This window comes from Streptomyces sp. NPDC089915, from assembly GCF_040684675.1.
Lineage (GTDB): Bacteria > Actinomycetota > Actinomycetes > Streptomycetales > Streptomycetaceae > Streptomyces.
On the sequence record NZ_JBFBGN010000114.1, the window covers coordinates 1 to 23,394 of the forward strand.

Sequence of the window (23,394 nt, forward strand, 5' to 3'; positions counted from 1 at the left end):
CCCGGCGGCGGGGCCCGCCGCCTCGCGCCGGCTGCGCCGGGCCAGCGCCTCCACCTCGGCGGCGTCGAAGGTGCTGCCGCGCCCGGCCGGGTCGCGGCGGCTGCCGAGCTGGCCCCGGCTGACGTACGCGTAGACGGTCGCCGGCTTCACCCCGAGGAGCCGGGCGGCCTCCTGCGTGGTGATCCGGCGGGAGGCGGCCTCGGAGGGGGAGCCGGACGGGTGGTCGCTCATGACCGTCAGCATACATATGTTGATTCAATCAATATTGACATCGATCCAATCAAGGATGGATGGTCGATCCATGAACACCACCACCGTCGAAGTACCCCGCGGTCTCGCGGGAGTCGTGGTCACCGACACCCGGCTCGGTGACGTCCGGGGCCGCGAGGGCTTCTACCACTACCGCCAGTACTCGGCCGTGGAACTGGCCGCGTCCCGCACCTTCGAGGACGTCTGGCACCTGATGTTCCGCGGCGCCCTCCCGGCGGACCGCGCCGAACGGGACGCCTTCGCCGCCGAGATCGCCCCGCTGCGCCACCTGCCCGCCGAGGTCGCGGCCGCGCTGCCCGCCCTCGCCCGCGCCACCGCCCTCTCCGGACCGCTCGCCGGACTGCGCACCGCGCTCTCCCTCCTCGGCGCCCGTTCCGGCTTCCGCCCCGTCTACGACCTCGACCCCGGCCGCCGGGCCGCCGACGCGCTCGCCGCCTGCGCCGCCGTACCCACCCTGCTCACCGCCCTGCACCGGCTCGGACGGGGCCTGGAGCCGGTCGGCCCGCGCGACGACCTCCCGTACGCCGCCAACTACCTGTGGATGCTGACCGGCGAGGAGCCCGACCCGGTCAAGGCCCGGGCCGTCGAGCGTTACCTCATCTCCACCGTCGACCACGGCTTCAACGCCTCCACCTTCACCGCCCGCGTCATCGCCTCCACCGGCGCCGACGTCGCGGCCTGCCTCACCGGGGCGATCGGCGCGCTCTCCGGTCCGCTGCACGGCGGCGCGCCCAGCCGGGCCCTGGACACCCTGGACGCCATCGGCACGGCCGACCGCATCGGCCCCTGGATCCGCGGACGGGTCCTCGCCGGAGAGCGGATCATGGGCTTCGGGCACCCCGTCTACCGCACCGAGGACCCGCGCTCGCGGATGCTGCGCGACATCGCCCGGGGGTTCGGCGGGCCGCTCGTGGAGTTCGCCGTCGAGGTCGAACGGCAGGTCGAGGAGATCCTCGCCGAACTCAAGCCGGGCCGGGAACTGCACACCAACGTGGAGTTCTACGCGGGCGTGGTCATGGAGCTGTGCGGGCTGCCGCGCGAGATGTTCACCCCGACCTTCTGCGCCGCCCGCGTGGTCGGCTGGAGCGCCAACGTCCTCGAACAGGCCGCCGACTCGAAGATCATCCGCCCGGCCGCGCGCTACACCGGCCCCACCCCGCCCCGACCGGTACCCCCGCTGGGCTGACTACGATCGTCCGGGTGAACAGCGTCCAGCCCATCCCCGTCGTCGTCCTCTCCGGATTCCTCGGCTCCGGCAAGACCACGGTCCTCAACCACCTCCTCACCCATCGCGGGGGCACCCGGATCGGGGTCGTCGTCAACGACTTCGGCTCGATCGAGATCGACGCGATGTCGGTGGCCGGCCAGGTCGGCGACTCGATGGTCTCCCTCGGCGGCGGCTGCCTGTGCTGCGCGGTCGACGGCAGCGAGCTGGACGCGTACCTGGAGAAGCTCGCGGAGCCCGTCCACCGGATCGACGTGATCGTCATCGAGGCCAGCGGACTCGCCGAGCCCCAGGAGATGGTCCGGATGCTCGTGGCCAACGAGAACCCGGCCGTCCGCTACGGCGGGCTCGTCCAGGTCGTGGACGCCGCCGAGTTCGACGCCACCCGGGCCGCGCACCCCGAGACCGACCGCCACCTGGCCGTCGCGGACCTCGTGGTGCTCAACAAGACCGACCGGATCGACCCCGCCGAGCGGGCCCGCATCGAGGCGGAACTCACCGCGCTCGCCGCACCCGGGACCCCGCTCGTCGGCGCCGACCACGGGCGGATCGACCCGGAACTCCTCTTCGACCGCCGCCCCTGGACCGAGACCCGGGGCCAGCTCTCCTTCGAGGACCTGCTGGCGGAGGCGGGGGAGCACGCGGACGACGAACACGGGGACGGGCACGGCGACGGCGACTGCCACGTCGCGCACGTCCACGCGGCTTACGAGAGCGTCTCCTTCACCACCGACCAGGCCCTCTCCCCGCGCCGGTTCATCGACTTCCTCGACCGCCGCCCCGCCGGGCTCTACCGGATCAAGGGCTTCGTGTGGTTCGGGGTCCCCGGCCACCAGGAACGCTACGAGGTCCACGCGGTCGGCCGCTTCCTGCGCTTCGACCCCGGCCCCTGGGGCCGGGGCGAGCCGCGCCGCACCGGGCTCGTCCTGATCGGCAAGGGCATCGACGGCCCGGGCCTGCTGGCCGAACTGGAGGCCTGCCGGGAGGCGGAGCCCGGACGGGCCCTCCCCGAGAGCATGTGGGGCGTCCTGCGCTACGTGCCCCGGCCGGCGGAGGACGCCCCGGCGGAGGACGCCTAGGCGACCTCCACGCCGAAGTCGCTCAGCAGGGCTTCCAACCCGTCGCGGTAGCCCTTGCCGCCGATCACGAAGTCCCAGTCCCCGTTCGCCCGGCGCCGGAACGAGCCCAGCACCAGGGCCGTTTCACCGGCGCGGCCGTCGGACACCTCCAGGCGGCCGAGCTCCCCGCCCGCCGAGTCCAGCAGCCGGATGTGGGCGTCGGTGAAACCCGCCAGGTCCGCGTCCGGATTGACCTCGGGGTCCACGGCGGCCACCAGCACCAGGCGGTCGGCCTGCGCGGGCAGCGCGTCGAAGGCCACCTCGACGGCGGCCTTGTCCGGAGCGGAGTGCGGGCGGGAGCGGACCGAGCCGTCCGGGGTGCGGGGGTTGTTGAAGAACACGAAGTGCTCCTCGCTCAGCACCCGGCTGCCCGTGCAGACCAGTGCGCACACGTCGAGCGCCACCGTCCCCGACCAGTACATTCCCAGCATGTTGTGGTCGGCGGAGTCGGTGGCCGGCGGTGTGTCGACGAGGGTCGGCGTCGGGGAGGCCGGTGCGGGTGCCCCGGGGGCCGGGCGGCCGCCGGAGGTGCCAGGGCCGAGGCGTCCGCGGAGCCCGTACTGGTGCAGCAGTTCCACCAGCTCGGTGCCGGGAACCAACTCCAGCGGCTTGCCGTTGGCAAAGGTGTACGACCCGGGACCGAAGGACGCGGTGGTGACGAGCACCCCCTTGTTCGCCCCCTTGTCCTGGACCGTGCCGTACAGGTCCCGCACCGCCGTCGGAGGCACGGTGTTGCGGTAGCGCTTGACCTGGACCACGATCCGCCCGCCCCGGATCGGAGCCGGGTCCAGTGCCTCGACGTCGACCCCGCCGTCGCCCGAGCGCTGGGTCGTCACCGCCTCCATGCCCATCGCCCGGAACAGCTCGGCGACCAGGTTCTCGAAGTCGATCGGGTCCATGGCGAAGAGGTCCGGCTCGTCCGCGTCGCCTCCGGTGGGCCCCCCGTGGCTGACGACGTCGCCGACCTCGTCGGGCCGACGCACCGGACGCACCTCCGTCAGCTGGTCGGGGCGCGCCGACAGCTGCCCGCCCAGCCCCGACACCAGGCAGTCCACCGCGCTGACCTGCTCCAGCCGCAGTCCGGCGAAGGCGCTCCGATCCGCCGGCACGGTGGACAGGACGAACCTGGCCTCCTGCCCGGTGGCGGGGTCGTGGCAGTCCACGAACCCGTTGACGACGACCGAGTCCAGGACGCCGAACTCGTCCGCCGCGTACAGCTCCCGCACCACCAGGAGCACGCACTGCGCCAGCAGGTCCTTGTACAGGGCGCGGCGTTCCGTGACGGGGCGGGGCCTGATCTTGTCCTGGTCCGTGCTCGGCAGGTACTGCACCGACCTGGCCTCCGGCACCACCGCGAACCCGGGCAGTTCCCAGTCCAGCACCAGCTGGCGGGCGGACGGGTCGTAGGCGGCCGAGACCTGGCGGGGCAGTGCCTCGGGCCAGGCCGTCGAGGCGTACAGAGCGGCCGAGAAGTACTCCACCACGGCGTCGGCGCCGCCCGCGCGCAGGGCATCGGTCAAGGCGGCGAGGCCGCTGTTGTGGGCGAGCATCCCGGCGAGCTGCTCCTCGGCCCACCGGTCGTACTGCAGGCGGTACGCCGTCAGCTGCTGCCGGCGCTGCGCCTCTGCGGCGTTCGCCGCCTGCCAGGCGGCGGTGTACCGGTCGTGCGCCTCCCGCTCCGCCTGTGCCCGCTGGTGCGAGCCGGGCGGCCAGCCGTTGCCCTGCTGCCGGAAGTCCTCGATGCGGGGCATCGGCACGGGCTGCCCGAGCGCCCCGGGGTCGAAGGGTTCCAGCCGTTCGGGCCGCACCAGGGAGGACATCCGGAACGCGGGCGCCCGGCATCCGGCGACCAGCAGTCGCTTGAGGGCCTCCACCTCGGCGTCGATCTCGGCGGTGCGGCGCACGGCCTCGGCCTCGCGGTACTGCCGGTGACTGCGGTTCGCGTCCCGCTCGTAGGCGCGCTCGCGGCGCTCGGCCTCCCGCTGCTGGATCAGCTGTGTCTGCTGCTGCCGACGCTGGGCCTCGGCCCAGTCCCCGATCACTCCGCCCGCCCGACGACTCATCAGCTGTGTACTCCCCCCACCAACACCAGGAAGGAAAACACTAGTCGGCATTCGGGTGGTACGTCCCCGGGGTCGCACCACCCGAATGCCGCCGTACGGTCCTACAGCGCCGCCCCCGCCAGCACCGCGACCTCCGCCGGCAGTGCCGTGCCCGAGCCGTCGCGGCGGGGGTCCGGGGACGGGAGGGCGGACGGGGTGCCGTTCGCGGTCGCCGCGCGGGCCGGGGCGTTGCCCGCCCAGGCCAGCACCAGCAGCTCCTCGCCCTTCAGGAAACGCTGGCAGCGGACGCCGCCGGTGGCCCGGCCCTTGCGCGGGTACTGGTCGAACGGGGTCAGCTTGCCCGACGCCGGAGCGCCGTCGAGCGTGCCCTGCGCGCCCGCCACCGTGAACACCAGGGCCTCCCGGGCCGGGTCCACCGCCGAGAAGTGGATCACCTTGGCGTTCTCGGCGAGCTTGATGCCCGCCATACCGCCCGCCGGACGGCCCTGCGGGCGCACCTGCCCGGCCGGGTACCGCAGCAGCTGGGCGTCGTCGGTGATGAAGACCAGGTCCTCCTCACCCGTGCGCAGCTCGACCGCGCCGACGATCCGGTCGCCCTCCTTGAGGGTGATGACCTCCAGCTCGTCCTTGTTCGCCGGGTAGTCCGGCACGACCCGCTTGACCACGCCCTGCTCGGTACCCAGGGCCAGGCCCTGCGAGGACTCGTCCAGCGAGGTCAGGCAGACCACCGTCTCGTCGGCCTCCAGCCCGGAGAGGAACTCCGAGACCGGGGCCCCGCCCGCCAGGCTCGGCGCGGCGTGGGTGTCCGGCAGCTGCGGCAGGTCGATCACCGACAGCCGCAGCAGACGCCCGTACGAGGTCACCACGCCCACGTCGGCCCGGGCGGTCGCCGCCACCTGCGAGACCACCAGGTCGTGCCGGGCGCGGGCGGCGCCCTCGTCCACCACCAGCGGCTCGGCGTTCGCCGTACGGGCCAGCAGGCCCGTGGACGACAGCAGTACGCGGCAGGGGTCGTCCGCGACCTCCAGCGGGACGGCGGCCACGGCCGTGCCCGCGGACTCCAGCAGCACCGTACGGCGCGGGGTGCCGAACTTCTTGGCGACCGAGGCCAGTTCCGAGGAGACCAGCTTGCGCAGCTCCGCGTCCGAATCCAGGATCCGGGTCAGCTCCTCGATCTCCCCGGTCAGCCGGTCGCGCTCCGACTCCAGCTCGATCCGGTCGAAGCGGGTGAGCCGGCGCAGCGGGGTGTCCAGGATGTACTGGGTCTGGATCTCGCTCAGCGAGAAGCGCTCCATCAGGCGCTCCTTGGCCTGGGCGGAGTTGTCGCTGTCGCGGATGAGGCGGATGACCTCGTCGATGTCGAGCAGGGCCACCAGCAGGCCCTCGACCAGGTGCAGCCGGTCGCGGCGCTTGCCGCGGCGGAACTCGCTGCGCCGGCGCACGACCTCGAAGCGGTGGTCCAGGTAGACCTCCAGCAGCTCCTTGAGGCCCAGCGTCAGCGGCTGACCGTCGACCAGCGCGACGTTGTTGATGCCGAAGGACTCCTCCATCGGCGTCAGCTTGTACAGCTGCTCCAGCACGGCCTCCGGGTGGAAGCCGTTCTTGATCTCGATGACCAGGCGCAGGCCGTGCGCCCGGTCGGTGAGGTCCTTGACGTCGGCGATGCCCTGGAGCTTCTTCGAGCCGACCAGGTCCTTGATCTTCGCGATGACCTTCTCGGGGCCGACCGTGAAGGGCAGTTCGGTGACGACCAGGCCCTTGCGGCGGGGCGTCACGTCCTCCACGGACACCGTCGCCCGGATCCGGAAGGTGCCCCGGCCGTTCTCGTAGGCGTCCTTGACGCCGGACAGGCCCACGATGCGCCCGCCGGTGGGCAGGTCGGGACCCGGCACGAAGCGCATCAGCGCCTCCAGGTCCGCCTCCGGGTACCGGATCAGGTGGCGGGCGGCCGCGATGACCTCGCCCAGGTTGTGCGGGGGCATGTTGGTGGCCATGCCGACCGCGATCCCGGACGTGCCGTTGACCAGCAGGTTCGGGTAGGCGGCGGGCAGGGTGACGGGCTCGCGTTCCTGGCCGTCGTAGTTGGCGGCGAAGTCGACGGTGTCCTCGTCGATCGACTCCGTCATCAGCGACGTCGCGTCGGCCATCTTGCACTCGGTGTAGCGCATCGCGGCCGGCGGGTCGTCGTTGCCGAGCGAACCGAAGTTGCCGTGGCCGTCGACCAGCGGCAGCCGCATCGAGAACGGCTGGGCCATGCGCACGAGGGCGTCGTAGATCGACTGGTCGCCGTGCGGGTGGAGCTTGCCCATCACCTCGCCGACGACGCGGGCGCACTTCACGTACCCGCGGTCGGGGCGCAGGCCCATCTCGTTCATCTGGTAGACGATGCGCCGGTGCACCGGCTTCATGCCGTCCCGGGCGTCGGGCAGGGCACGGGAGTAGATCACCGAGTACGCGTACTCGAGGAAGGAGCCCTGCATTTCGTCGACGACGTCGATGTCGAGGATCTTCTCCTCGAAATCCTCCGGCGGCGGGGTCTTCGTGCTGCGGCGGGCCATCGCTGCGGCGCTCCTAACCAAGATCGGGGGGTGTACCTGCTGGGGTGTGCGACGAGGTCGACGCGGACCATTGTGGCCCGAGGCACCGACAACGCCGACTCCGACCCAGGTGAGGGCCGGGAACTTCTCCGCGCACCTGCGCGCTTGCATACAGTGGCAGGTCGATAAGAAATCTCTGCATCGCGATCGAAGGGACCACATGCCCATGGGTCACACGGCCACAGCTCAGGCCGGCTCCGGCGGCCTGACAGCGACCGAGCACCGGCTGGCCAACGGCCTGCGCGTGGTGCTGTCCGAGGACCACCTCACCCCGGTCGCCGCCGTCTGCCTCTGGTACGACGTCGGCTCGCGCCACGAAGTCAAGGGGCGGACCGGTCTGGCTCACCTCTTCGAGCACCTGATGTTCCAGGGCTCGGCGAGCGTATCGGGCAACGGGCACTTCGAGCTCGTCCAGGGCGCCGGCGGCTCGCTGAACGGCACCACCAGCTTCGAGCGCACGAACTACTTCGAGACGATGCCGGCCCACCAGCTGGAGCTCGCCCTGTGGCTGGAGGCGGACCGCATGGGCTCGCTGCTCGCCGCCCTGGACGAGGAGTCCATGGAGAACCAGCGCGACGTCGTCAAGAACGAGCGCCGCCAGCGCTACGACAACGTCCCGTACGGCACGGCGTTCGAGCGGCTGACCGCCCTGGCCTACCCCGAGGGCCACCCGTACCACCACACCCCGATCGGTTCCATGGCCGATCTGGACGCCGCCTCCCTCGAGGACGCCCGGAACTTCTTCCGCACGTACTACGCGCCCAACAACGCCGTCCTGTCGGTCGTGGGCGACATCGACCCCGAGCGCACCCTCGCCTGGGTCGAGAAGTACTTCGGCAGCATCCCGGCGCACGACGGCAAGCAGCCGCCCCGCGACGGCTCCCTCCCCGAGACCATGGGCGGGCAGCTCCGCGAGGAGATCGTCGAGGAGGTCCCGGCCCGCGCGCTGATGGCCGCCTACCGCCTGCCGCACGACGGCACCCGCGAGTGCGACGCCGCCGACGTGGCGCTGACCATCCTCGGCGGCGGCGAGTCCTCCCGCCTGCACAACCGCCTGGTCCGCCGCGACCAGAGCGCCGTCGCGGCCGGCTTCGGCCTGCTGCGGCTCGCCGGCGCCCCCTCCCTGGGCTGGCTGGACGTCAAGACCTCCAGCGGCGTCGAGGTCCCCGCCATCGAGGCGGCGGTCGACGAGGAGCTCGGCCGGTTCGCCGCCGAGGGCCCCACGGCCGACGAGATGGAGCGCGCCCAGGCCCAGCTGGAGCGCGAGTGGCTGGACCGGCTGGGCACCGTCGCCGGCCGCGCCGACGAACTGTGCCGCTTCGCGGTGCTGTTCGGCGACCCGCAGCTGGCCCTGACGGCCGTCGAGCGGGTCCTGGCCGTCACCGCGGAGGAGGTGCAGGCCGTGGCCGCCGCCCGGCTGCGCCCCGACAACCGCGCGGTCCTGGTCTACGAGCCGCTGGCCGGCTCCGAAGAGAACGACGAGAGCGACGAGAACGAGGGGGCGGAGCAGTGAGCGACACCGCAGCCGTCACGATGACCTTCCACCCGCGCCCCGAGGCCGGCGAGGCCGCGCCGTGGGCCTTCCCCGCCCCCGAGCGCTCCACCCTCGGCAACGGGCTGACCCTGCTGCGCTGCCACCGCCCCGGCCAGCAGGTCGTCGCCGTCGAGGTCAACCTCGCGGCCCCGCTCGACGCCGAGCCCGCGGGCCTCGACGGGGTGGCCACCATCATGGCCCGCGCCCTGTCGGAGGGCACCGACAAGCAGTCCGCCGAGGAGTTCGCCGCCGAGCTGGAGCGCTGCGGAGCCACCCTCGACGCCCACGCCGACCACCCCGGCCTGCGCGTCTCCCTGGAGGTCCCGGTCTCCCGCCTGCCCAAGGCGCTCGGGCTGCTCGCCGAGGCGCTGCGCGCCCCGGCGTTCGACGACGCCGAGGTGTCCCGGCTGGTGCGCAACCGGCTCGACGAGATCCCGCACGAGCAGGCCAACCCGCAGCGCCGCGCCGCGAAGGAGCTCTCCAAGGAGCTGTTCCCGGCCACGCTGCGCATGTCCCGGCCCCGCCAGGGCACCGAGGAGACGGTCGCGCGGATCGACTCCGCCGCAGTACGCGCCTTCTTCGAGGCCCACGTACGCCCCTCCACCGCCACCGCGGTGATCGTGGGCGACCTGACCGGCGTCGACCTGGACGCCGTCCTCGCCGACACCCTGGGCGCCTGGACGGGCGACACCGCCGAGGCCCTGCCGGTGCCGCCGGTCACGGCTGACGACTCGGGCCGCGTGATCATCGTGGACCGGCCCGGAGCCGTCCAGACGCAGCTGCTGATCGGCCGGATCGGGCCGGACCGGCACGACATCGTCTGGGCCCCGCAGGTCCTCGGCACCTACTGCCTGGGCGGCACCCTGACCTCCCGCCTGGACAAGGTGCTGCGCGAGGAGAAGGGCTACACGTACGGCGTGCGCGCCTTCGGCCAGGTGCTGCGTTCCACGGCCGACGGCAAGGGCGCCTCGATGCTCGCCATCAGCGGCTCGGTGGACACCCCCAACACCGGTCCGGCGCTGGCGGACCTGTGGCAGGTGCTGCGCACCCTCGCCGCCGAGGGCCTCACGGACGCCGAGCGCGACGTGGCGGTGCAGAACCTGGTGGGCGTGGCCCCGCTGAAGTTCGAGACGGCCGCCTCGGTCGCCGGGACGCTGGCCGACCAGGTCGAGCAGGAGCTGCCGGACGACTACCAGGCGCGGCTGTACGCGCGGCTGGCCGAAACCGGTACGGCGGAGGCCACTTCGGCGGTCGTGAGCGCCTTCCCGGTGGACCGGCTGGTCACGATCCTCGTGGGCGACGCGGCGCAGATCGAGGAGCCCGTCCTGGCCCTCGGGATCGGCGAGGTCACGGTCGTCACCAACTGACGGGCGGCCGAGCGGCAACTGACCGGAAGTCGGCCTGAACCGGCCTGGTCCGGCCCGATGGCGAGGGGGCCCGGTGGAGCATCCACCGGGCCCCCTTTGTCCGTTTAGTGATGTGGTTGCGGTTATGCGGTGTGGCGTACGCAACAAATCCGCTCGTCTGTTTGGCGATTGACTGATGATCCGCCTAGCGTCAGGCGTGCTGTCCGTCACTTGTGCCAGCCGCAGCCGCGGCACCGGGCAGCGATCGCCGAGTCCCCGTCAGGCGCGAGCCTGGGGAGCCGGGGACCCACATCAGTCCCTGGGGTGAATCGGACCGCCTCGCAAGAGGGGGCCCGTAGGAGACCTTCCTGCTCCGAACCCGTCAGCTAACCCGGTAGGCGAGAGGGAAGGAAAGGATCACCCCCGCCATGGCGTTTGGCAGTCGTGCAGCCGGTTCCGGTAAGCACCGCGGTTCGAGCCGTCTGAGCCGCAAGACCGCCGGCTACGCCGGCATAGCCGCCCTCGCCACCACGGGCGTGGTGGGCACCCTCGCGGCCCCGGCCTTCGCCGCCGACTCCCACGGGGGCCCCTCCGTCGAGGACACCGGCGCGCTGAACGCCGTCGTCGTCGCCGACGGCCTCCAGGACGACATCGAGGTCCAGGCCGCCACCCAGCAGACCGCCGCCGAGTCCGTCGCCGCCCAGGCGCAGGCCGAGGCCGACGCGAAGACCCGCGCCGCCGAGGCGAAGCGCATGGCCGAGGCCAAGGAGAAGGCCGAGAAGGAAGCCGCGGAGAAGGCCGCCAAGGAAGAGGCCCGCAAGCGCGCCAACACCTTCGTCGCCCCGGTCGACGGCTCCTACGTCAGCACCCAGTACGGCGCGGGCGGCGGCATGTGGTCCTCCGGCAGCCACACGGGCATCGACTTCCACGCCGACGAGGGCACCTCCGTCCACGCGGTGGGCTCGGGCACGATCGTCGAGGCCGGCTGGGGCGGCGCCTACGGCAACAACGTCGTGATCCGCCACAACGACGGCACCTACACCCAGTACGGCCACCTGCTGTCGCTGAACGTCTCGGTCGGCGAGAGCGTCACCGCGGGCCAGCAGATCGGCCTGTCCGGCTCGACCGGCAACTCCAGCGGCCCGCACCTGCACTTCGAGGCCCGCACCGGCGCCACGTACGGCACGGACATCAACCCGCTGGCCTACCTGCGCCAGCACGGCGTCGGCATCTGACCCGACACCCCCTTTCCGCACGAAGGCCCCGGCTCACCGAGCCGGGGCCTTCCGCGTTCCGTTCCGAATTTCCGGGCGTTCTCGGAAATCTCCGCGCGTTGCAATAGAGTCGCAGTGGCAGCACGGTCGATGGATACGAAACCCAGCGGAGGTCCGGCCTTGCGTATTCCGGCGCACGCGGTGTGTACAGCCATTCGCGACGATATCGTCTCGGGCTTTTTCGGGCCGGGCGGCCGGCTGACCGAGGAGGTGCTCGCCCGCCGGTACGGGGTCTCGCGCGTCCCGGTGCGCGAGGCGCTGCGCACGCTGGAGTCCGAGGGGTTCGTCATCACCCGGCGCCACGCGGGGGCCTGCGTGGCCGAGCCGAGCGAGCAGGAGGCGGCCGATCTGCTGGAGCTGCGGCTGCTGCTGGAGCCCCTCGCGGCCGCGCGCGCGGCCCGGCGGCGCACCGAGGCGCACCTGAGGGTGCTGCGGGGGCTGGTGCGGCTGGGCCAGGAGCGGGCCAGGCGGGCGCAGGGGGAGGATCTGCGGGCGCTGGGGAGCTGGTTCCACGAGACCCTGGCGCAGGCGTCCGGCAGCCCGGGGCTGATCGCCCTGCTGACGCAGACCCGGCGCAAGGTCGCCTGGCTGTACGAGGTGGGGGCGCCGGTGCGGCCGGTGGACTCCTGGGCGGAGCACGGGGCCGTCGTGGACGCGGTGGCGCGCGGGGACGCGGAACGGGCGCGGGCGCTGGCCGCGCTGCACGGGGAGCGGGCGATGGGTGTTTTCCGGCCCCGGGTGAGGACTTTGCAACGTGCCGTAAACACGGCGGGTGGCCGGAATTAACGCGGGGCGTGTAGGAAAAGGGAGTGCGGCCGAATTGTTTTCCGCCGCGTGATTTCCGGCGGGGTGATTATCGGCAGGCGCGATTTCGCCCCTCCCCGCCCTTCCGCACGCCTCGGACAGCACGAAGCCGCGGTCCCCGGGGTGGTGGGGCCGCGGCTTCGGGTGAAGAAGGGGTCAGACGGTTTCCGGGAGTTCCTCCAGGCCCTCCGCGACCAGCTTCGCGAGGCGGTCCAGCGCGGCCTCCGCGCCGTCGGCCTCGGACGCCAGGACGACCTCCTCGCCGCCCTGGGCGCCCAGGCCCAGGACCGCCAGCATGGAAGCGGCGTTGACGGGGTCGCCGCCCGCCTTCGCGATGGTCACGGGGACGCCCGAAGCGGTCGTCGCGCGGACGAAGATCGAGGCGGGACGAGCGTGCAGGCCCTCGGCCCAGCCGACGTTGACGCGGCGCTCTGCCATGGTGATGCCCTTCAGGTTCTCGCGGTTGTCTAGACCAGTCTCTCACGTCACCCGGAATGCTCGGACCGACCTTCGGCCCGATCCCGCCGCCGTTCGGCCCTGCTCAGCTTTGCACTGATTCGCCCCAGCGTGCCTCATTCCCGGCGTACGCGCCGCGCGGTCCGCCGCGGCCGCCCGGACGCGTGGCCGGATCCTCCCCTTAGGCTGACCCCATGACCACCGAGTCGGACCTCTCGTACCCGGCCCACTGGGAAGCGGACGTCGTGCTGCGCGACGGCGGCACCGCCCGGATCCGCCCCATCACGGCCGAGGACGCCGGCCGGCTGGTCAGCTTCTACGAGCAGGTCTCGGACGAGTCGAAGTACTACCGGTTCTTCGCCCCCTACCCCCGGCTCTCCGACCGCGACGTGCACCGCTTCACGCACCACGACTTCGTCGACCGCGTCGGCCTCGCCGCGACCATCGGCGACGAGTTCATCGGCACCGTCCGCTTCGACCGCATCGGCCCCGACGGCCGGCCCGCCTCCGCTCCCGCGGACGAGGCCGAGGTGGCCTTCCTCGTCCAGGACGCCCACCAGGGCCGCGGCGTCGCCTCCGCCCTCCTCGAACACATCGGGGCCGTGGCGCGCGAGCGGGGCATCCGCCGCTTCGCGGCCGAGGTGCTGCCCGCCAACACCAAGATGATCAAGGTGTTCACGGACGTCGGCTACCAGCAGAAGCGCAGCTTCGAGGACGGCTCCGTCCACCTCACCCTCGACCTCGAACCCACCGCCGAGTCCCTCGCCGTCCAGCGCGCCCGCGAACAGCGCGCCGAGGCCCGCTCCGTCCAGCGGCTGCTGGCCCCCGGCTCGGTCGCGGTGATCGGCGTCAGCCGCTCCGGATCCGGCGTGGGCGCCGCCGCGCTGCGCAACCTGCGCGACGGCGGCTTCCACGGCCACCTCTACGCCGTCAACGAGGCCCGGGCGGCGGGGATGGAGGGGGACCTGCTGGACGGGGTGCGGGCCTACCGCGCCGTCGCCGACATCGGGGCCCCCGTGGACCTCGCGGTGATCGCCGTACCGGCCGAGCGGGTGCCCGACGCCGTCGCCGACTGCGGGGAGCACGGGGTGCAGGGGCTGGTGGTGCTGTCCGCCGGCTACGGGGAGAGCGGCCCCGGCGGCCTGGCCCGGCAGCGCGAACTGGTGCGGCAGGTGCGCTCGTACGGGATGCGGCTCATCGGGCCCAACGCCTTCGGGGTGATCAACACCGCCGCGGACGTCGAGCTGAACGCCTCCCTCGCGCCCGCCCCCGCCACCGCTCGCGGCCGGATCGGGCTGTTCACGCAGTCCGGGGCCATCGGCATCGCCCTCCTCTCCGGGCTGCTGCGCCGCGGCGAGGGGCTGTCCTCCTTCGTGTCCGCCGGCAACCGGGCGGACGTCTCCGGCAACGACATCCTCCAGTACTGGTACGAGGACGGGGCCACCGACGTGGCCCTGATGTACCTGGAGACCCTCGGCAACCCCCGCAAGTTCAGCCGGCTCGCCCGCCGCACCGCCGCCGTCAAGCCCCTCGTCGTCGCCCTCGGCGGCCGCCACACCCCCGCCGGGCACGTCGTCCCCGGGACCCGGCTCCCCGAGGCCACCGTCTCCGAGCTGCTCCGGCAGGCCGGCGTCATCCGGGTCGACACCGTCACCGAGCTCGTCGACGCCGGGCTCCTGCTGGCCGGGCAGCCCCTGCCGGCCGGGCCCCGGGTGGCGATCCTTGGGAACTCCGAGTCCCTCGGCGTGCTCACGTACGACGCCTGCCTGAACGAGGGCCTGCGGCCGTCGCCCCCGCTGGACCTCACCACCGCCGCCACCCCCGAGGACTTCCGCGCCGCCCTCACCGCCGCCCTGGCCTCCGAGGACTGCGACGCCGTCGTCGTCACCGCCATCCCCTGGGTCGGCGAGCGGGCCCTGGCCGACGAGCTCGCGGAGGCCCTGCGCGAGGCCGTCGCCGAGGTCCCCGGCAAGCCCGTCGCCGTCGTCCACGTCGAGCTCGGCGAACTCGTCGAGGCCCTCTCCGCCGCCCGGGCCACCGCCCTCCCTCCCGCCGCCGCCCCGGAGCCCGCGGCCCCCGCGCCCCGCGACCGCACCCCGGCCGCCCCCGCCCCCGGCGGCCCCGCCGCCCCGCCCCCGGCCGCCCCCGCCCCCGACGGGCGGATCCCCGCCTACCCCGCCGCCGAGCGGGCCGTGAAGGCCCTCGCCGAGGCCGTCCGCTACGCCGAGTGGCGCCGGGCCAACGCCGACGCCGGCCACGTCCCCGAGTACGAGGACATCGACGAGCACGGCGCCGCCGCCCGGCTCACCGCCCTCCTCGCCGGCGTAGGCGAGGGCGCCGCGCTCACCCTGGAGGAGGCCGACGCCCGCGAGCTGCTCGGCCGCTACGGGATCCGGGTCCTGCCCGTCCTCCCCGCCCCCAGCGCCGACGCCGCCGTCCGCGCCGCCCGGGTCCTCGGCTACCCCGTCGCCCTCAAGACCACCGCCCCGCACCTGCGCCACCGCGCCGACCTGGGCGGCGTGCGCCTCGACCTCACCACCGAGGCCGAGCTGCGCCGCTCGTACGAGGAGCTCACCGAGGCCCTGGGCAAGCCCGCCGAGCTGCTGCCCGTCGTCCAGTCCATGGCCCCGCGCGGGGTGGACACCGTCGTCCGCTCCGTCGTCGACCCCGCCGCCGGAGCCGTCCTCTCCTTCGGGCTCGCCGGAGTCCCCTCCGAGCTGCTCGGCGACACCGCGCACCGCCTCGTCCCCGTCACCGACCGCGACGCCGCCGGACTGGTCCGCTCCCTGCGCGCGGCGCCCCTGCTCTTCGGCTGGCGCGGCAGCGACCCCGTCGACACCCCCGCGCTGGAGGAACTGCTGCTGCGGCTGTCCCGGCTGGTGGACGACCATCCGGAAGTGACCGGGATCTCCCTGGAGCCGGTCGTCGTCGCCACCGAGGGCCTCACCGTGCTCAGCGCCACCGTCCGTGTCGCCCACCCGCCCGCACGGACCGACCTCGGCCCGCGCACCCTGCCCAGCTACTGACCGACGGGCAGGTAGGGGGACCCCGTACGGGCCTTAGGATGGACCTCATGGCGAAATCCGGTACGACGACCCAGGGGCTGCGCGCGGCGATCGAGCGCAGCGGCTACTACCCGGCCCTCGTGGCCGAGGCCGTGGAGGCCGCTGTGGGCGGCGAGCCGGTCTCGTCGTACGTGGTCCACCAGGAGACCACCTTCGACTCCAACGAGGTCCGCCGGCACGTGACCGTGCTGGTCCTCACCGACAACCGGTTCATCGTCAGCCACACCGACGAGCAGGCCGCCGACGCCGGGTCCCCGTCCCCGTACGCGACCACCTCCACCGAGTCGGTCAAGCTCGGCTCCATCTCCTCCGTGGTGCTCAGCCGCGTCGTGGCCAACCCGGAGTCCTACACGCCCGGCCAGCTGCCCCGCGAGGTCGTCCTGACCATCGGCTGGGGCGCGGTCTCGCGCATCGACCTGGAGCCCGCCGCCTGCGGCGACCCCAACTGCGACTCCGACCACGGCTACACCGGCAACTCCACCGCGGACGACCTCAGCCTGCGCGTCAGCGAGGCCGGCGACGGCCCCGAGACGGTCCGCCAGACGCTGCTCTTCGCCCAGGCCCTCTCCGAGGCCACCGCGGCCACCGCCCGCTGATGTCGTACTCCGCGCCGCCGAACTGGTCGGACGATCCGGAACTCCTCGACCTCGCCGGCGCCCCGGTCCCGCACTACGGCACCGGCTCGCTCGCCGACCTGCTGCCCACCCTGGCGGCGGGCCAGGGCGTACCCGGCCTCACCGCCGGGATCGCCGAGCTGACCCCGGCCGACCGCAACTGCGTCTTCCTGGTCGACGGCATGGGCTGGGAGCAGATCAAGGCCCACCCGGAGTACGCCCCCTTCCTGACCTCCCTGCTCGCGGGCTCGCGCGGCGGCACCGGCCGCCCGATCACCGCGGGCTTCCCGGCGACCACCGCCACCTCGCTCGCCTCCGTCGGCACCGGTCTGCCGCCCGCCCGGCACGGCCTGCCCGGCTACGCCGTGCGCAACCCGGCCTCCGGCGAGCTGATGAACCAGCTCCGCTGGTACCCGTGGACCCCGCCGAAGCCCTGGCAGCCGTACCCGACGGTGTTCCAGCTCGCGGACGCGGCCGGCGTGCACACCGCCCAGGTGTCCGCCCCCAACTTCCAGAGCACCCCGCTCACCCAGATCGCCCTCAGCGGCGGCACCTTCCACGGCCGGATGACCGGCGAGGAGCGGATGGACCTCGCCGCGATCCAGCTCGCGGCCGGTGAGCGCTCCCTCGTCTACACGTACTACAGCGAGCTCGACGGGGCCGGACACCGCCACGGCGTGGACTCCGACGCCTGGCGCGGCCAGCTCATGTACGTCGACCGGCTCGTGCAGCGGCTCGCCGAGCAGCTGCCGCCGCGCACCGCCCTGTACGTGACCGCCGACCACGGCATGGTCGACATCCCCTTCGACGAGGACTCCCGCGTCGACTTCGACGAGGACTGGGAGCTGGGCGCGGGCGTGGCCCTGCTCGGCGGCGAGGGCCGGGCCCGGCACGTCTACGCGGTGCCCGGCGCCGAGGCCGACGTGCTGACCGTCTGGCGCGAGGTCCTCGGCGACCGCTTCTGGGTCGCGAGCCGCGAAGAGGCCCTGGAACTCGGCTGGTTCGGGGCGCCGGGGGAGTGCGACGAGCGGGTCCTCGGCCGGATGGGCGACGTGATCGCCGCCGCCCAGGCCGACGTCGCGATCACCGCCTCCCGCAACGAGCCCAACGAGTCGGCCCTCACCGGCATGCACGGCTCCATGACGGCGGCCGAACAGCTGGTCCCGCTCCTCGAAGTCCGCACCTGACGCCTCCCGTCCGACCCGCTCCGCCCCTCCCCGCCCACGACCCGAAAGGTCCCGTACCCCCCATGCCCGAGCTGGTGTTCTTCTCCGGAACGATGGACTGCGGAAAGAGCACACTGGCTCTCCAGATCGGCCACAACCGATCCGCCCGGGGACTCCAGGGCGTGATCTTCACCCGCGACGACCGGGCGGGCGAGGGCAAGATCTCCTCCCGGCTCGGCCTGGTGACCGAGGCCGTCGAGGCCGCCGAGGGCATGGACCTGTACGCGTACCTGGTGGAGCTGCTGTCCAAGGGCGGCAAGGCCGACTACGTGATCGTGGACGAGGCCCAGTTCCTCGGGCCCGAGCAGATCGACCAGCTGGCCCGCATCGTCGACGACCTCGACATGGACGTCTTCGCCTTCGGCATCACCACCGACTTCCGCACCAAGCTCTTCCCCGGCTCCCAGCGGCTGATCGAGCTGGCCGACCGGATCGAACAGCTCCAGGTCGAGGCCCTGTGCTGGTGCGGCGCCCGCGCCACCCACAACGCCCGCACGGTGGGCGGGGTCATGGTCGTCGAGGGCGCCCAGGTGGTGGTCGGCGACGTCAACCGCCCGGCGGAGGAGATCGGCTACGAGGTCCTGTGCCGGCGCCACCACCGCCGCCGCCTGACCTCCGCCTCGGCGCACGCGGGCGCCCTCTCCCCGGACGTGCTCCCCGTCAACTCCGCGTGAACCGCAGTCCGGTGCCCGGACCTCCGTAACTCCTGACGAACTGCGGGCCCGGGGGAGTCCGGCGGCGGGCGGTCGCCCTACCGTTCGTGGAATGACGACCGCCGCCCCCGTTCCGGCCATCGAGCACCACGTGCTGCTGGTGCTCCTCCTCCAGCTGGCGCTCCTCCTGCTCCTCGCCGTCTCCCTCGGGCAGCTGGCCGCGCGCTTCAAGATGCCGGCGATCGTCGGCGAGCTGCTCGCGGGGGTGCTCGTCGGCCCCTCGGTCCTCGGCCACCTGCTGCCCGGCCTCGCCGGCCGGCTGCTGCCCGAGCGGCCCGCGCAGATGCACCTCCTCGACGCGATCGGCCAGCTGGGCGTCCTGCTCCTCGTCGGCGTCACCGGCATGGAGCTGGACTTCGGCCTCGTCAGGCGCCGCGGGGCCACCGCCGTCCGGGTCAGCCTCGCCGGTCTGCTCCTGCCCCTGGGGCTCGGCGTCGCCACGGGCCTGCTGCTGCCCGCCTCGCTGCTGCCGGAGGGCACCGACCCGAGGGTGTTCGCCCTGTTCCTGGGCGTGGCCCTGTGCGTCAGCGCGATCCCCGTGATCGCCAAGACCCTGCTGGACATGAACCTGCTGCACCGCGAGGTCGGCCAGCTGACCCTGGCCTCCGGGGTGATCGACGACGTCATCGGCTGGTTCCTGCTCTCCGTCGTCTCGGCGATGGCCACGGCGGGCCTGACGGCGGGCCGGCTCACCGCCTCCCTGCTGTACCCCGTCGCCGCCGTGGTGTTCGCCCTGCTGGTGGGCCGGCCCGCCGTCAGGCTCGCCCTGCGCGCGGCCAACCGGTCGCCGGAGCCCGGGCCGACCGTCGCCGTGGCGGCCCTGGCCGTCCTGCTCGGCGCGGCGGGCACGCACGCGCTGGGACTGGAGGCGGTCTTCGGCGCCTTCGTGAGCGGCGTGCTGATCAGCACCAGCGGCGAGCTGGACCCGCGCAGGCTGGCCCCGCTGCGCACCACCGTGCTGGCCTTCCTCGCGCCGCTCTACTTCGCCACGGCCGGGCTCCGGATGGACCTGACCGCGCTGGCCGGGCCCGAGGTGCTGGGCGCGGCGTGCGCCGTGCTGGCCGTGGCCGTCCTCGGCAAGTTCGCGGGCGCCTACGCCGGAGCGAAGCTCAGCCGGATGACCGGCTGGGAGGCCCTCGCGCTCGGCGCCGGGATGAACTCCCGGGGGGTGATCGAGGTGATCGTGGCGATGACGGGCCTGCGGCTCGGCATCCTCGGACCCGAGACGTACACCGTGGTGATCCTCGTAGCGATCGTGACCTCCCTCATGGCCCCGCCCGTGCTGCGCGTCGCCATGGCCCGCGTCGAGGAGGGGGAGCCCCGGCCGGTGGGCGGGGCCGGCGGGCGGTCAGGCGGGCCCGGGGGCGAGCCCGTCCTCGACCAGGCCCGCGAGGACCGCCTGGCCCAGGGCCTGGACCGCGGACTGGGGGCGCACCATCACGGTGAACTCCTTGATCCGGCCCTCCCCGTCGAACTGCAGCTGGTCGATCCCGTGGATCTGCCGGCCCGCCACCAGCGCCCGGAAGGGCAGGACCACCGTCGGGGCGGCCTCCCCGTCGGCGCTGGTCTCAACCTCCCCCTCCAGCCGTCCCAGGTAGCGAAGGTCCTCGAAGGTGCGCAGCAGGACCCCGAAGAGGCCCATGACCATGGCCTTGCCCTCGAACGGGACGAACTTCACCGGGCTGTACAGCCGGACGTCGTCCGTGAACAGCTCATCCAGCGCGGCCAGATCGCGCTTCTCAACGGCGGCGCGGAAGCGTTCGGCAGTCTCCATGACCCCTCCAGGGACTCTGATGGCTCAAAGATGTGATTACTCAAGAATCTGACTAGTCACTTTCTTGAGTATGATGCCGAGGCGTACGAGGAAAGGGAAGGGGCCCGGCATGGCACTGCGGCACGCGGTCCTGGCGGCGCTGCTCGACGACGAGTACAGCGGCTACCAGCTGGCGAAGGCGTTCGACATCAGCGTCGCCAACTTCTGGCACGCCCTGCCCCAGCAGCTCTACGCCGAGCTGGCCCGGCTGGAGGCGGACGGACTGGTCGCGGGCCGGGAGGTGGTCCAGGAGACCCGGCCCAACAAGCGGCTCTTCCGGGTCACCGAAGCCGGCCGCGCCGAGCTGGAGCGGTTCGCCGAGGCCGCGTCCAAGCCCTCCTCCATCCGCGACGACCTCCTCGTCAAGGTCCAGACGGCCGACCGCGTCGGCACCGGCCCCGTCATCGAGCAGCTGGAGCGGCGGGCGGCCGCGGCCGGGGCCAAGCTCGAACTCCTCGGCAAGCTCCTGGACAACATGCGCGGAGACCTGGACGAGGCCGAGTACCTCCTGCGGGGCGAGCGGGTCGGGCGGTACCTGACCTGCCTGCGCGGCCTCGCCTTCGAACGGGAGCACCGGGACTGGTGCCTGCGCTCCGCGGCCGTACTGAGGGAAAGGCAGCAGACCGATGAGCAACGGTGAGCCCCTGCGCTACGTCGCCCTGGGCGACAGCCAGACCGAGGGGGTCGGGGACGGCGACGACACGGTGGGCCTGCGGGGCTTCGCCGACCGGCTCGCCGAGCACCTCGCGGCGGCCCACCCGGGCCTGCTCTACGCCAACCTCGCCGTCCGGGGCCGACTCGCCGGCCGGATACGGGCGGAACAGCTGGGCCCGGCCCTGGAGCTGAGGCCCGACGTGGCCACCGTCGTGGCGGGCGTCAACGACCTGCTGCGGCCCCGGTTCGACGCCGCCGAGGTGGCCGGGGAGCTGGAGGAGATGTTCGCCGCGCTGACCGCCGCCGGGGCCCGGGTCGCCACCGCGACCTTCCCCGACGTGGGCCGGATCGCCCCCATGGCCCGGCCGCTGCGCCCGCGCGTGGACGAGCTCAACGCCCGCGTCCGGGACGCCGCCGCGCGCCACGGGGTCGTGGTCGCCGAGACGGCCCGGGCGGCCGTCGCGACCGACCCGCGGCTGTGGAGCACCGACCGGCTCCACGCGAGTCCCCTCGGCCACGCCCGGATCGCCGCGGCCCTGGCCGAGGCCCTCGCCGTGCCGGGCTCCGACGACGCCTGGCAGCGCCCCCTGCCGCCCCTGCGGCCCCGTACCGCCGTCCGGACCGCGGCTGCCGAGCTGGGCTGGGCGGCCGGCTTCCTCGGCCCCTGGCTCGGCCGCAGGCTGCGCGGCGCCTCCTCCGGCGACGGCCGCACCGCCAAGCGGCCCCGGCCACTGCCGGTGGCCTAGGCCTGGACCTCCCCGGCGGACCGCACCAGGGCGAACACCGCCCCCTCGGGGTCCGCGACCAGGGCCAGCCGGCCCCGGATCCGGTCCCGGGGCGGGCTGAGCACCCGGCCGCCCAGTTCCGTCACCCGGGCCGCCGCCGCGTCGGTGTCGCGGACCTCGAAGTACGTCATCCAGTGCGGCCCCCGGTCGTGCGGCAGCGACCGGCCGACCCCGTGCACCGCGGCCACCGGCCGGCCGTCCAGCCGCAGGGTCAGGTAGTCGAAGTCGGCGGAGGCGGCCGGGTGCCGCTCGGACTCGTGGCCGAAGACGTGCTGGTAGAACTTGCCGACCGTCAGGGTGTCCTGGGTGACCAGCTCGTTCCACACCGGCGTGCCCGGCTTCCCGTACGGCCGCCCGTGCCGCCCGGAGTCCTGCCAGACCCCGAAGATCGCGCCCAGCGGGTCGGAGCAGATCGCCACCCGCCCCTCGGCCCCGGCGTCCATCGGGCCCACCGCGACCGTGCCGCCGCAGGAGCGGATCGCCTCGGCCGCGCAGTCGGCGTCGTCCGTGGCGAAGTACGTGGTCCAGGCGACCGGGAGGTGCCGGTCCGGCGGCATCTCCCCGATGCCGGCCACCTCCTCCCCGTCGAGGACGGCCCGGACCCCCGGGCCGAGCTGCGCGGGTCCCGGCTCGTACTCCCAGCCGAACAGGTCGGCGTAGAAGTCCTCGGTCCTCCCGAGGCCGTGCACCATCAGGCTCACCCAGCACGGTGTGCCGGACGGCCGCCGCGAAGCCCCCGCTGCCTCGGTCATGTCAGCAGTCTCCTCCGTCGTGTCCCGAATGACGCCGCTGATGCTTCCACTCCGCGGGGCGCGGCGCGCCCCGACCGGGCCGGACGGTACGGGGGTGGACGGAGATGACCGGATCACTGCGGCCCGTCGATGTCGGGCTTGTTACACGGGCGTGCGGGCGGGGAGGAAGATGGGCCCATGACTGCGATCCTCACGGCCTCCGCACTGATGGGCGAACTGGCCGCCCCCCGCCCGCCGGTGCTCCTCGACGTCCGCTGGCAGCTCGGCGGCCCCGACCAGCGCCCCGCCTACGAGGCCGGGCACCTGCCCGGCGCCGTGTACGTCGACCTCGACCGCGAACTGGCAGGTCCGCCCGGGTCCGGCGGCCGTCACCCGCTGCCCGACCCGGAGGCCTTCGGCGCCGTGATGCGCCGCGCCGGGGTGCGCGCGGACGAGCCGGTGGTCGTGTACGACGGAGGCCAGGGCTGGGCGGCCGCCCGGGCCTGGTGGCTGCTGCGCTGGACGGGTCACCCGAACGTGCGAGTCCTCGACGGGGGCCTGGCCGCGTGGACGGCCGGGGGCGGCCCGGTGACCGCCGACGCGCCGGTACCGGCCGAGGGCGATTTCAAGCCAAACCCCGGAGCGCTGGGCCTGCTGGAGGCGGACGACGCCGCCGCGCTGGCCCGGACGGGACTGCTGCTGGACGCCCGGGCGGGGGAGCGCTACCGGGGCGAGGTCGAGCCGATCGACCCGGTCGGCGGGCACATCCCGGGCGCGGTGTCGGCCCCGACCACCGAGAACACGGGCCCCGACGGCCTGTTCCTCCCCGCCGAGACCCTCAGGGCCCGGTTCGCGGAACTGGGGGCCACCCCGGACACCGAGGTCGGCGTGTACTGCGGTTCGGGGGTCTCCGGGGCGCACGAGGTCCTCGCCCTGGAGGTGGCGGGCATCCCGGCCGCCCTCTACGCGGGCAGCTGGTCCCACTGGTCGTCGGACCCGCAGCGCCCCGTGGCCACCGGCCCCAACCCCTGACGGGTCCCCGTCCGGCGGCGCCGCCATCCTGGGCGTGGTCTGCCTGGCGGGCATGGCTGCGGTCATGCTGCCGG

19 protein-coding genes, 1 pseudogene and 1 riboswitch are annotated in these 23,394 nt (G+C 73.7%); of the genes and pseudogenes, 14 read left to right on the plus strand and 6 right to left on the minus strand.

Annotated elements, in window-relative coordinates; translation table 11 throughout:
* On the minus strand, positions 1-231 hold a 231-nt coding region (locus AB0O29_RS26760; RefSeq protein ID WP_365155971.1), incomplete at its 3' end, for a helix-turn-helix domain-containing protein.
* A 55-nt stretch (positions 232-286) separates the two neighbouring features.
* On the opposite strand from AB0O29_RS26760, the gene AB0O29_RS26765 reads away from it, so the two are divergent.
* Positions 287-1,456, plus strand: a complete 1,170-nt coding sequence (locus AB0O29_RS26765; RefSeq protein WP_365155974.1) for a citrate synthase — start codon at positions 287-289, stop codon at positions 1,454-1,456.
* A 14-nt stretch (positions 1,457-1,470) separates the two neighbouring features.
* Positions 1,471-2,574 (plus strand): GTP-binding protein, encoded by a 1,104-nt coding sequence (locus AB0O29_RS26770; RefSeq protein WP_365155977.1) that lies wholly within the window; start codon positions 1,471-1,473, stop codon positions 2,572-2,574.
* Here AB0O29_RS26770 and AB0O29_RS26775 read toward each other — a convergent pair.
* Both AB0O29_RS26775 and AB0O29_RS26780 read right to left on the minus strand, forming a co-directional pair.
* Positions 2,571-4,676, minus strand: a complete 2,106-nt coding sequence (locus tag AB0O29_RS26775) for a restriction endonuclease (protein ID WP_365155980.1) — start codon at positions 4,674-4,676, stop codon at positions 2,571-2,573. The two genes, AB0O29_RS26770 and AB0O29_RS26775, sit on opposite strands and share 4 nt — an antisense overlap.
* A gap of 101 nt (positions 4,677-4,777) precedes the next feature.
* Positions 4,778-7,234: a DNA topoisomerase IV subunit A gene (locus AB0O29_RS26780; protein WP_365155983.1), complete on the minus strand. Its 2,457-nt coding sequence runs from the start codon at positions 7,232-7,234 to the stop codon at positions 4,778-4,780.
* A gap of 205 nt (positions 7,235-7,439) precedes the next feature.
* Between AB0O29_RS26780 and AB0O29_RS26785 the strand changes: the two genes are divergently transcribed.
* The 4 genes from AB0O29_RS26785 (at position 7,440) to AB0O29_RS26800 (ending at position 12,213) form a co-directional block, all read left to right on the plus strand.
* The gene (locus AB0O29_RS26785; protein ID WP_365155986.1) at positions 7,440-8,786 is read left to right on the plus strand and encodes a pitrilysin family protein; all 1,347 of its coding nucleotides are present in this window, start codon (positions 7,440-7,442) and stop codon (positions 8,784-8,786) included.
* Positions 8,783-10,174: a pitrilysin family protein gene (locus AB0O29_RS26790; RefSeq protein ID WP_365155989.1), complete on the plus strand. Its 1,392-nt coding sequence runs from the start codon at positions 8,783-8,785 to the stop codon at positions 10,172-10,174. Before AB0O29_RS26785 ends, AB0O29_RS26790 begins: the two co-directional genes overlap by 4 nt.
* A gap of 235 nt (positions 10,175-10,409) precedes the next feature.
* Positions 10,410-10,569: riboswitch (cyclic di-AMP (ydaO/yuaA leader) on the plus strand.
* A 12-nt stretch (positions 10,570-10,581) separates the two neighbouring features.
* Positions 10,582-11,388 (plus strand): M23 family metallopeptidase, encoded by an 807-nt coding sequence (locus AB0O29_RS26795; RefSeq protein WP_365155992.1) that lies wholly within the window; start codon positions 10,582-10,584, stop codon positions 11,386-11,388.
* 159 nt (positions 11,389-11,547) lie between these two features.
* Complete coding sequence (locus AB0O29_RS26800; RefSeq protein WP_365155995.1) at positions 11,548-12,213, plus strand: GntR family transcriptional regulator; 666 nt, start codon at positions 11,548-11,550, stop codon at positions 12,211-12,213.
* 174 nt (positions 12,214-12,387) lie between these two features.
* On the opposite strand, the gene AB0O29_RS26805 is transcribed toward AB0O29_RS26800, so the two are convergent.
* On the minus strand, positions 12,388-12,669 hold the full coding sequence (locus AB0O29_RS26805; RefSeq protein ID WP_344166091.1) for an HPr family phosphocarrier protein: 282 nt from the start codon (positions 12,667-12,669) through the stop codon (positions 12,388-12,390).
* A 212-nt stretch (positions 12,670-12,881) separates the two neighbouring features.
* Between AB0O29_RS26805 and AB0O29_RS26810 the strand changes: the two genes are divergently transcribed.
* From AB0O29_RS26810 to AB0O29_RS26830, 5 genes and pseudogenes are all read left to right on the plus strand, one after another.
* A complete protein-coding gene (locus tag AB0O29_RS26810; RefSeq protein ID WP_365155998.1) occupies positions 12,882-15,713 on the plus strand; it encodes a GNAT family N-acetyltransferase in 2,832 nt (943 codons plus the stop codon).
* A gap of 38 nt (positions 15,714-15,751) precedes the next feature.
* Positions 15,752-16,348 carry a DUF5998 family protein gene (locus AB0O29_RS26815; RefSeq protein ID WP_211275092.1) on the plus strand — a complete coding sequence of 199 codons (597 nt, stop codon included), beginning with the start codon at positions 15,752-15,754 and terminating at the stop codon, positions 16,346-16,348.
* Positions 16,348-17,553: a nucleotide pyrophosphatase/phosphodiesterase family protein gene (locus tag AB0O29_RS26820; RefSeq protein ID WP_365156001.1), complete on the plus strand. Its 1,206-nt coding sequence runs from the start codon at positions 16,348-16,350 to the stop codon at positions 17,551-17,553. The genes AB0O29_RS26815 and AB0O29_RS26820 overlap by 1 nt, the downstream gene beginning before the upstream one ends.
* Before the next feature lie 62 nt (positions 17,554-17,615).
* Positions 17,616-18,266 carry a thymidine kinase gene (locus AB0O29_RS26825; protein ID WP_344166094.1) on the plus strand — a complete coding sequence of 217 codons (651 nt, stop codon included), beginning with the start codon at positions 17,616-17,618 and terminating at the stop codon, positions 18,264-18,266.
* A gap of 91 nt (positions 18,267-18,357) precedes the next feature.
* Positions 18,358-19,581: pseudogene (locus AB0O29_RS26830) on the plus strand (cation:proton antiporter); the annotation flags it as partial.
* A gap of 72 nt (positions 19,582-19,653) precedes the next feature.
* On the opposite strand, the gene AB0O29_RS26835 reads toward AB0O29_RS26830, so the two are convergent.
* The gene (locus AB0O29_RS26835; RefSeq protein ID WP_365156016.1) at positions 19,654-20,079 is read right to left on the minus strand and encodes a nuclear transport factor 2 family protein; all 426 of its coding nucleotides are present in this window, start codon (positions 20,077-20,079) and stop codon (positions 19,654-19,656) included.
* Between the two features lie 109 nt (positions 20,080-20,188).
* Between AB0O29_RS26835 and AB0O29_RS26840 the strand changes: the two genes are divergently transcribed.
* Together AB0O29_RS26840 and AB0O29_RS26845 are read left to right on the plus strand one after the other, a co-directional pair.
* On the plus strand, positions 20,189-20,758 hold the full coding sequence (locus tag AB0O29_RS26840) for a PadR family transcriptional regulator (RefSeq protein ID WP_365156004.1): 570 nt from the start codon (positions 20,189-20,191) through the stop codon (positions 20,756-20,758).
* Positions 20,745-21,518, plus strand: coding sequence for an SGNH/GDSL hydrolase family protein (locus AB0O29_RS26845; protein WP_365156007.1), 774 nt, complete (start codon positions 20,745-20,747; stop codon positions 21,516-21,518). Before AB0O29_RS26840 ends, AB0O29_RS26845 begins: the two co-directional genes overlap by 14 nt.
* On the opposite strand, the gene AB0O29_RS26850 is transcribed toward AB0O29_RS26845, so the two are convergent.
* On the minus strand, positions 21,515-22,309 hold the full coding sequence (locus tag AB0O29_RS26850; protein WP_365156010.1) for a VOC family protein: 795 nt from the start codon (positions 22,307-22,309) through the stop codon (positions 21,515-21,517). The two genes, AB0O29_RS26845 and AB0O29_RS26850, sit on opposite strands and share 4 nt — an antisense overlap.
* Before the next feature lie 177 nt (positions 22,310-22,486).
* On the opposite strand from AB0O29_RS26850, the gene AB0O29_RS26855 reads away from it, so the two are divergent.
* A complete protein-coding gene (locus AB0O29_RS26855; protein WP_365156013.1) occupies positions 22,487-23,320 on the plus strand; it encodes a sulfurtransferase in 834 nt (277 codons plus the stop codon).
* The last annotated feature ends 74 nt before the right edge of the window (positions 23,321-23,394 follow it).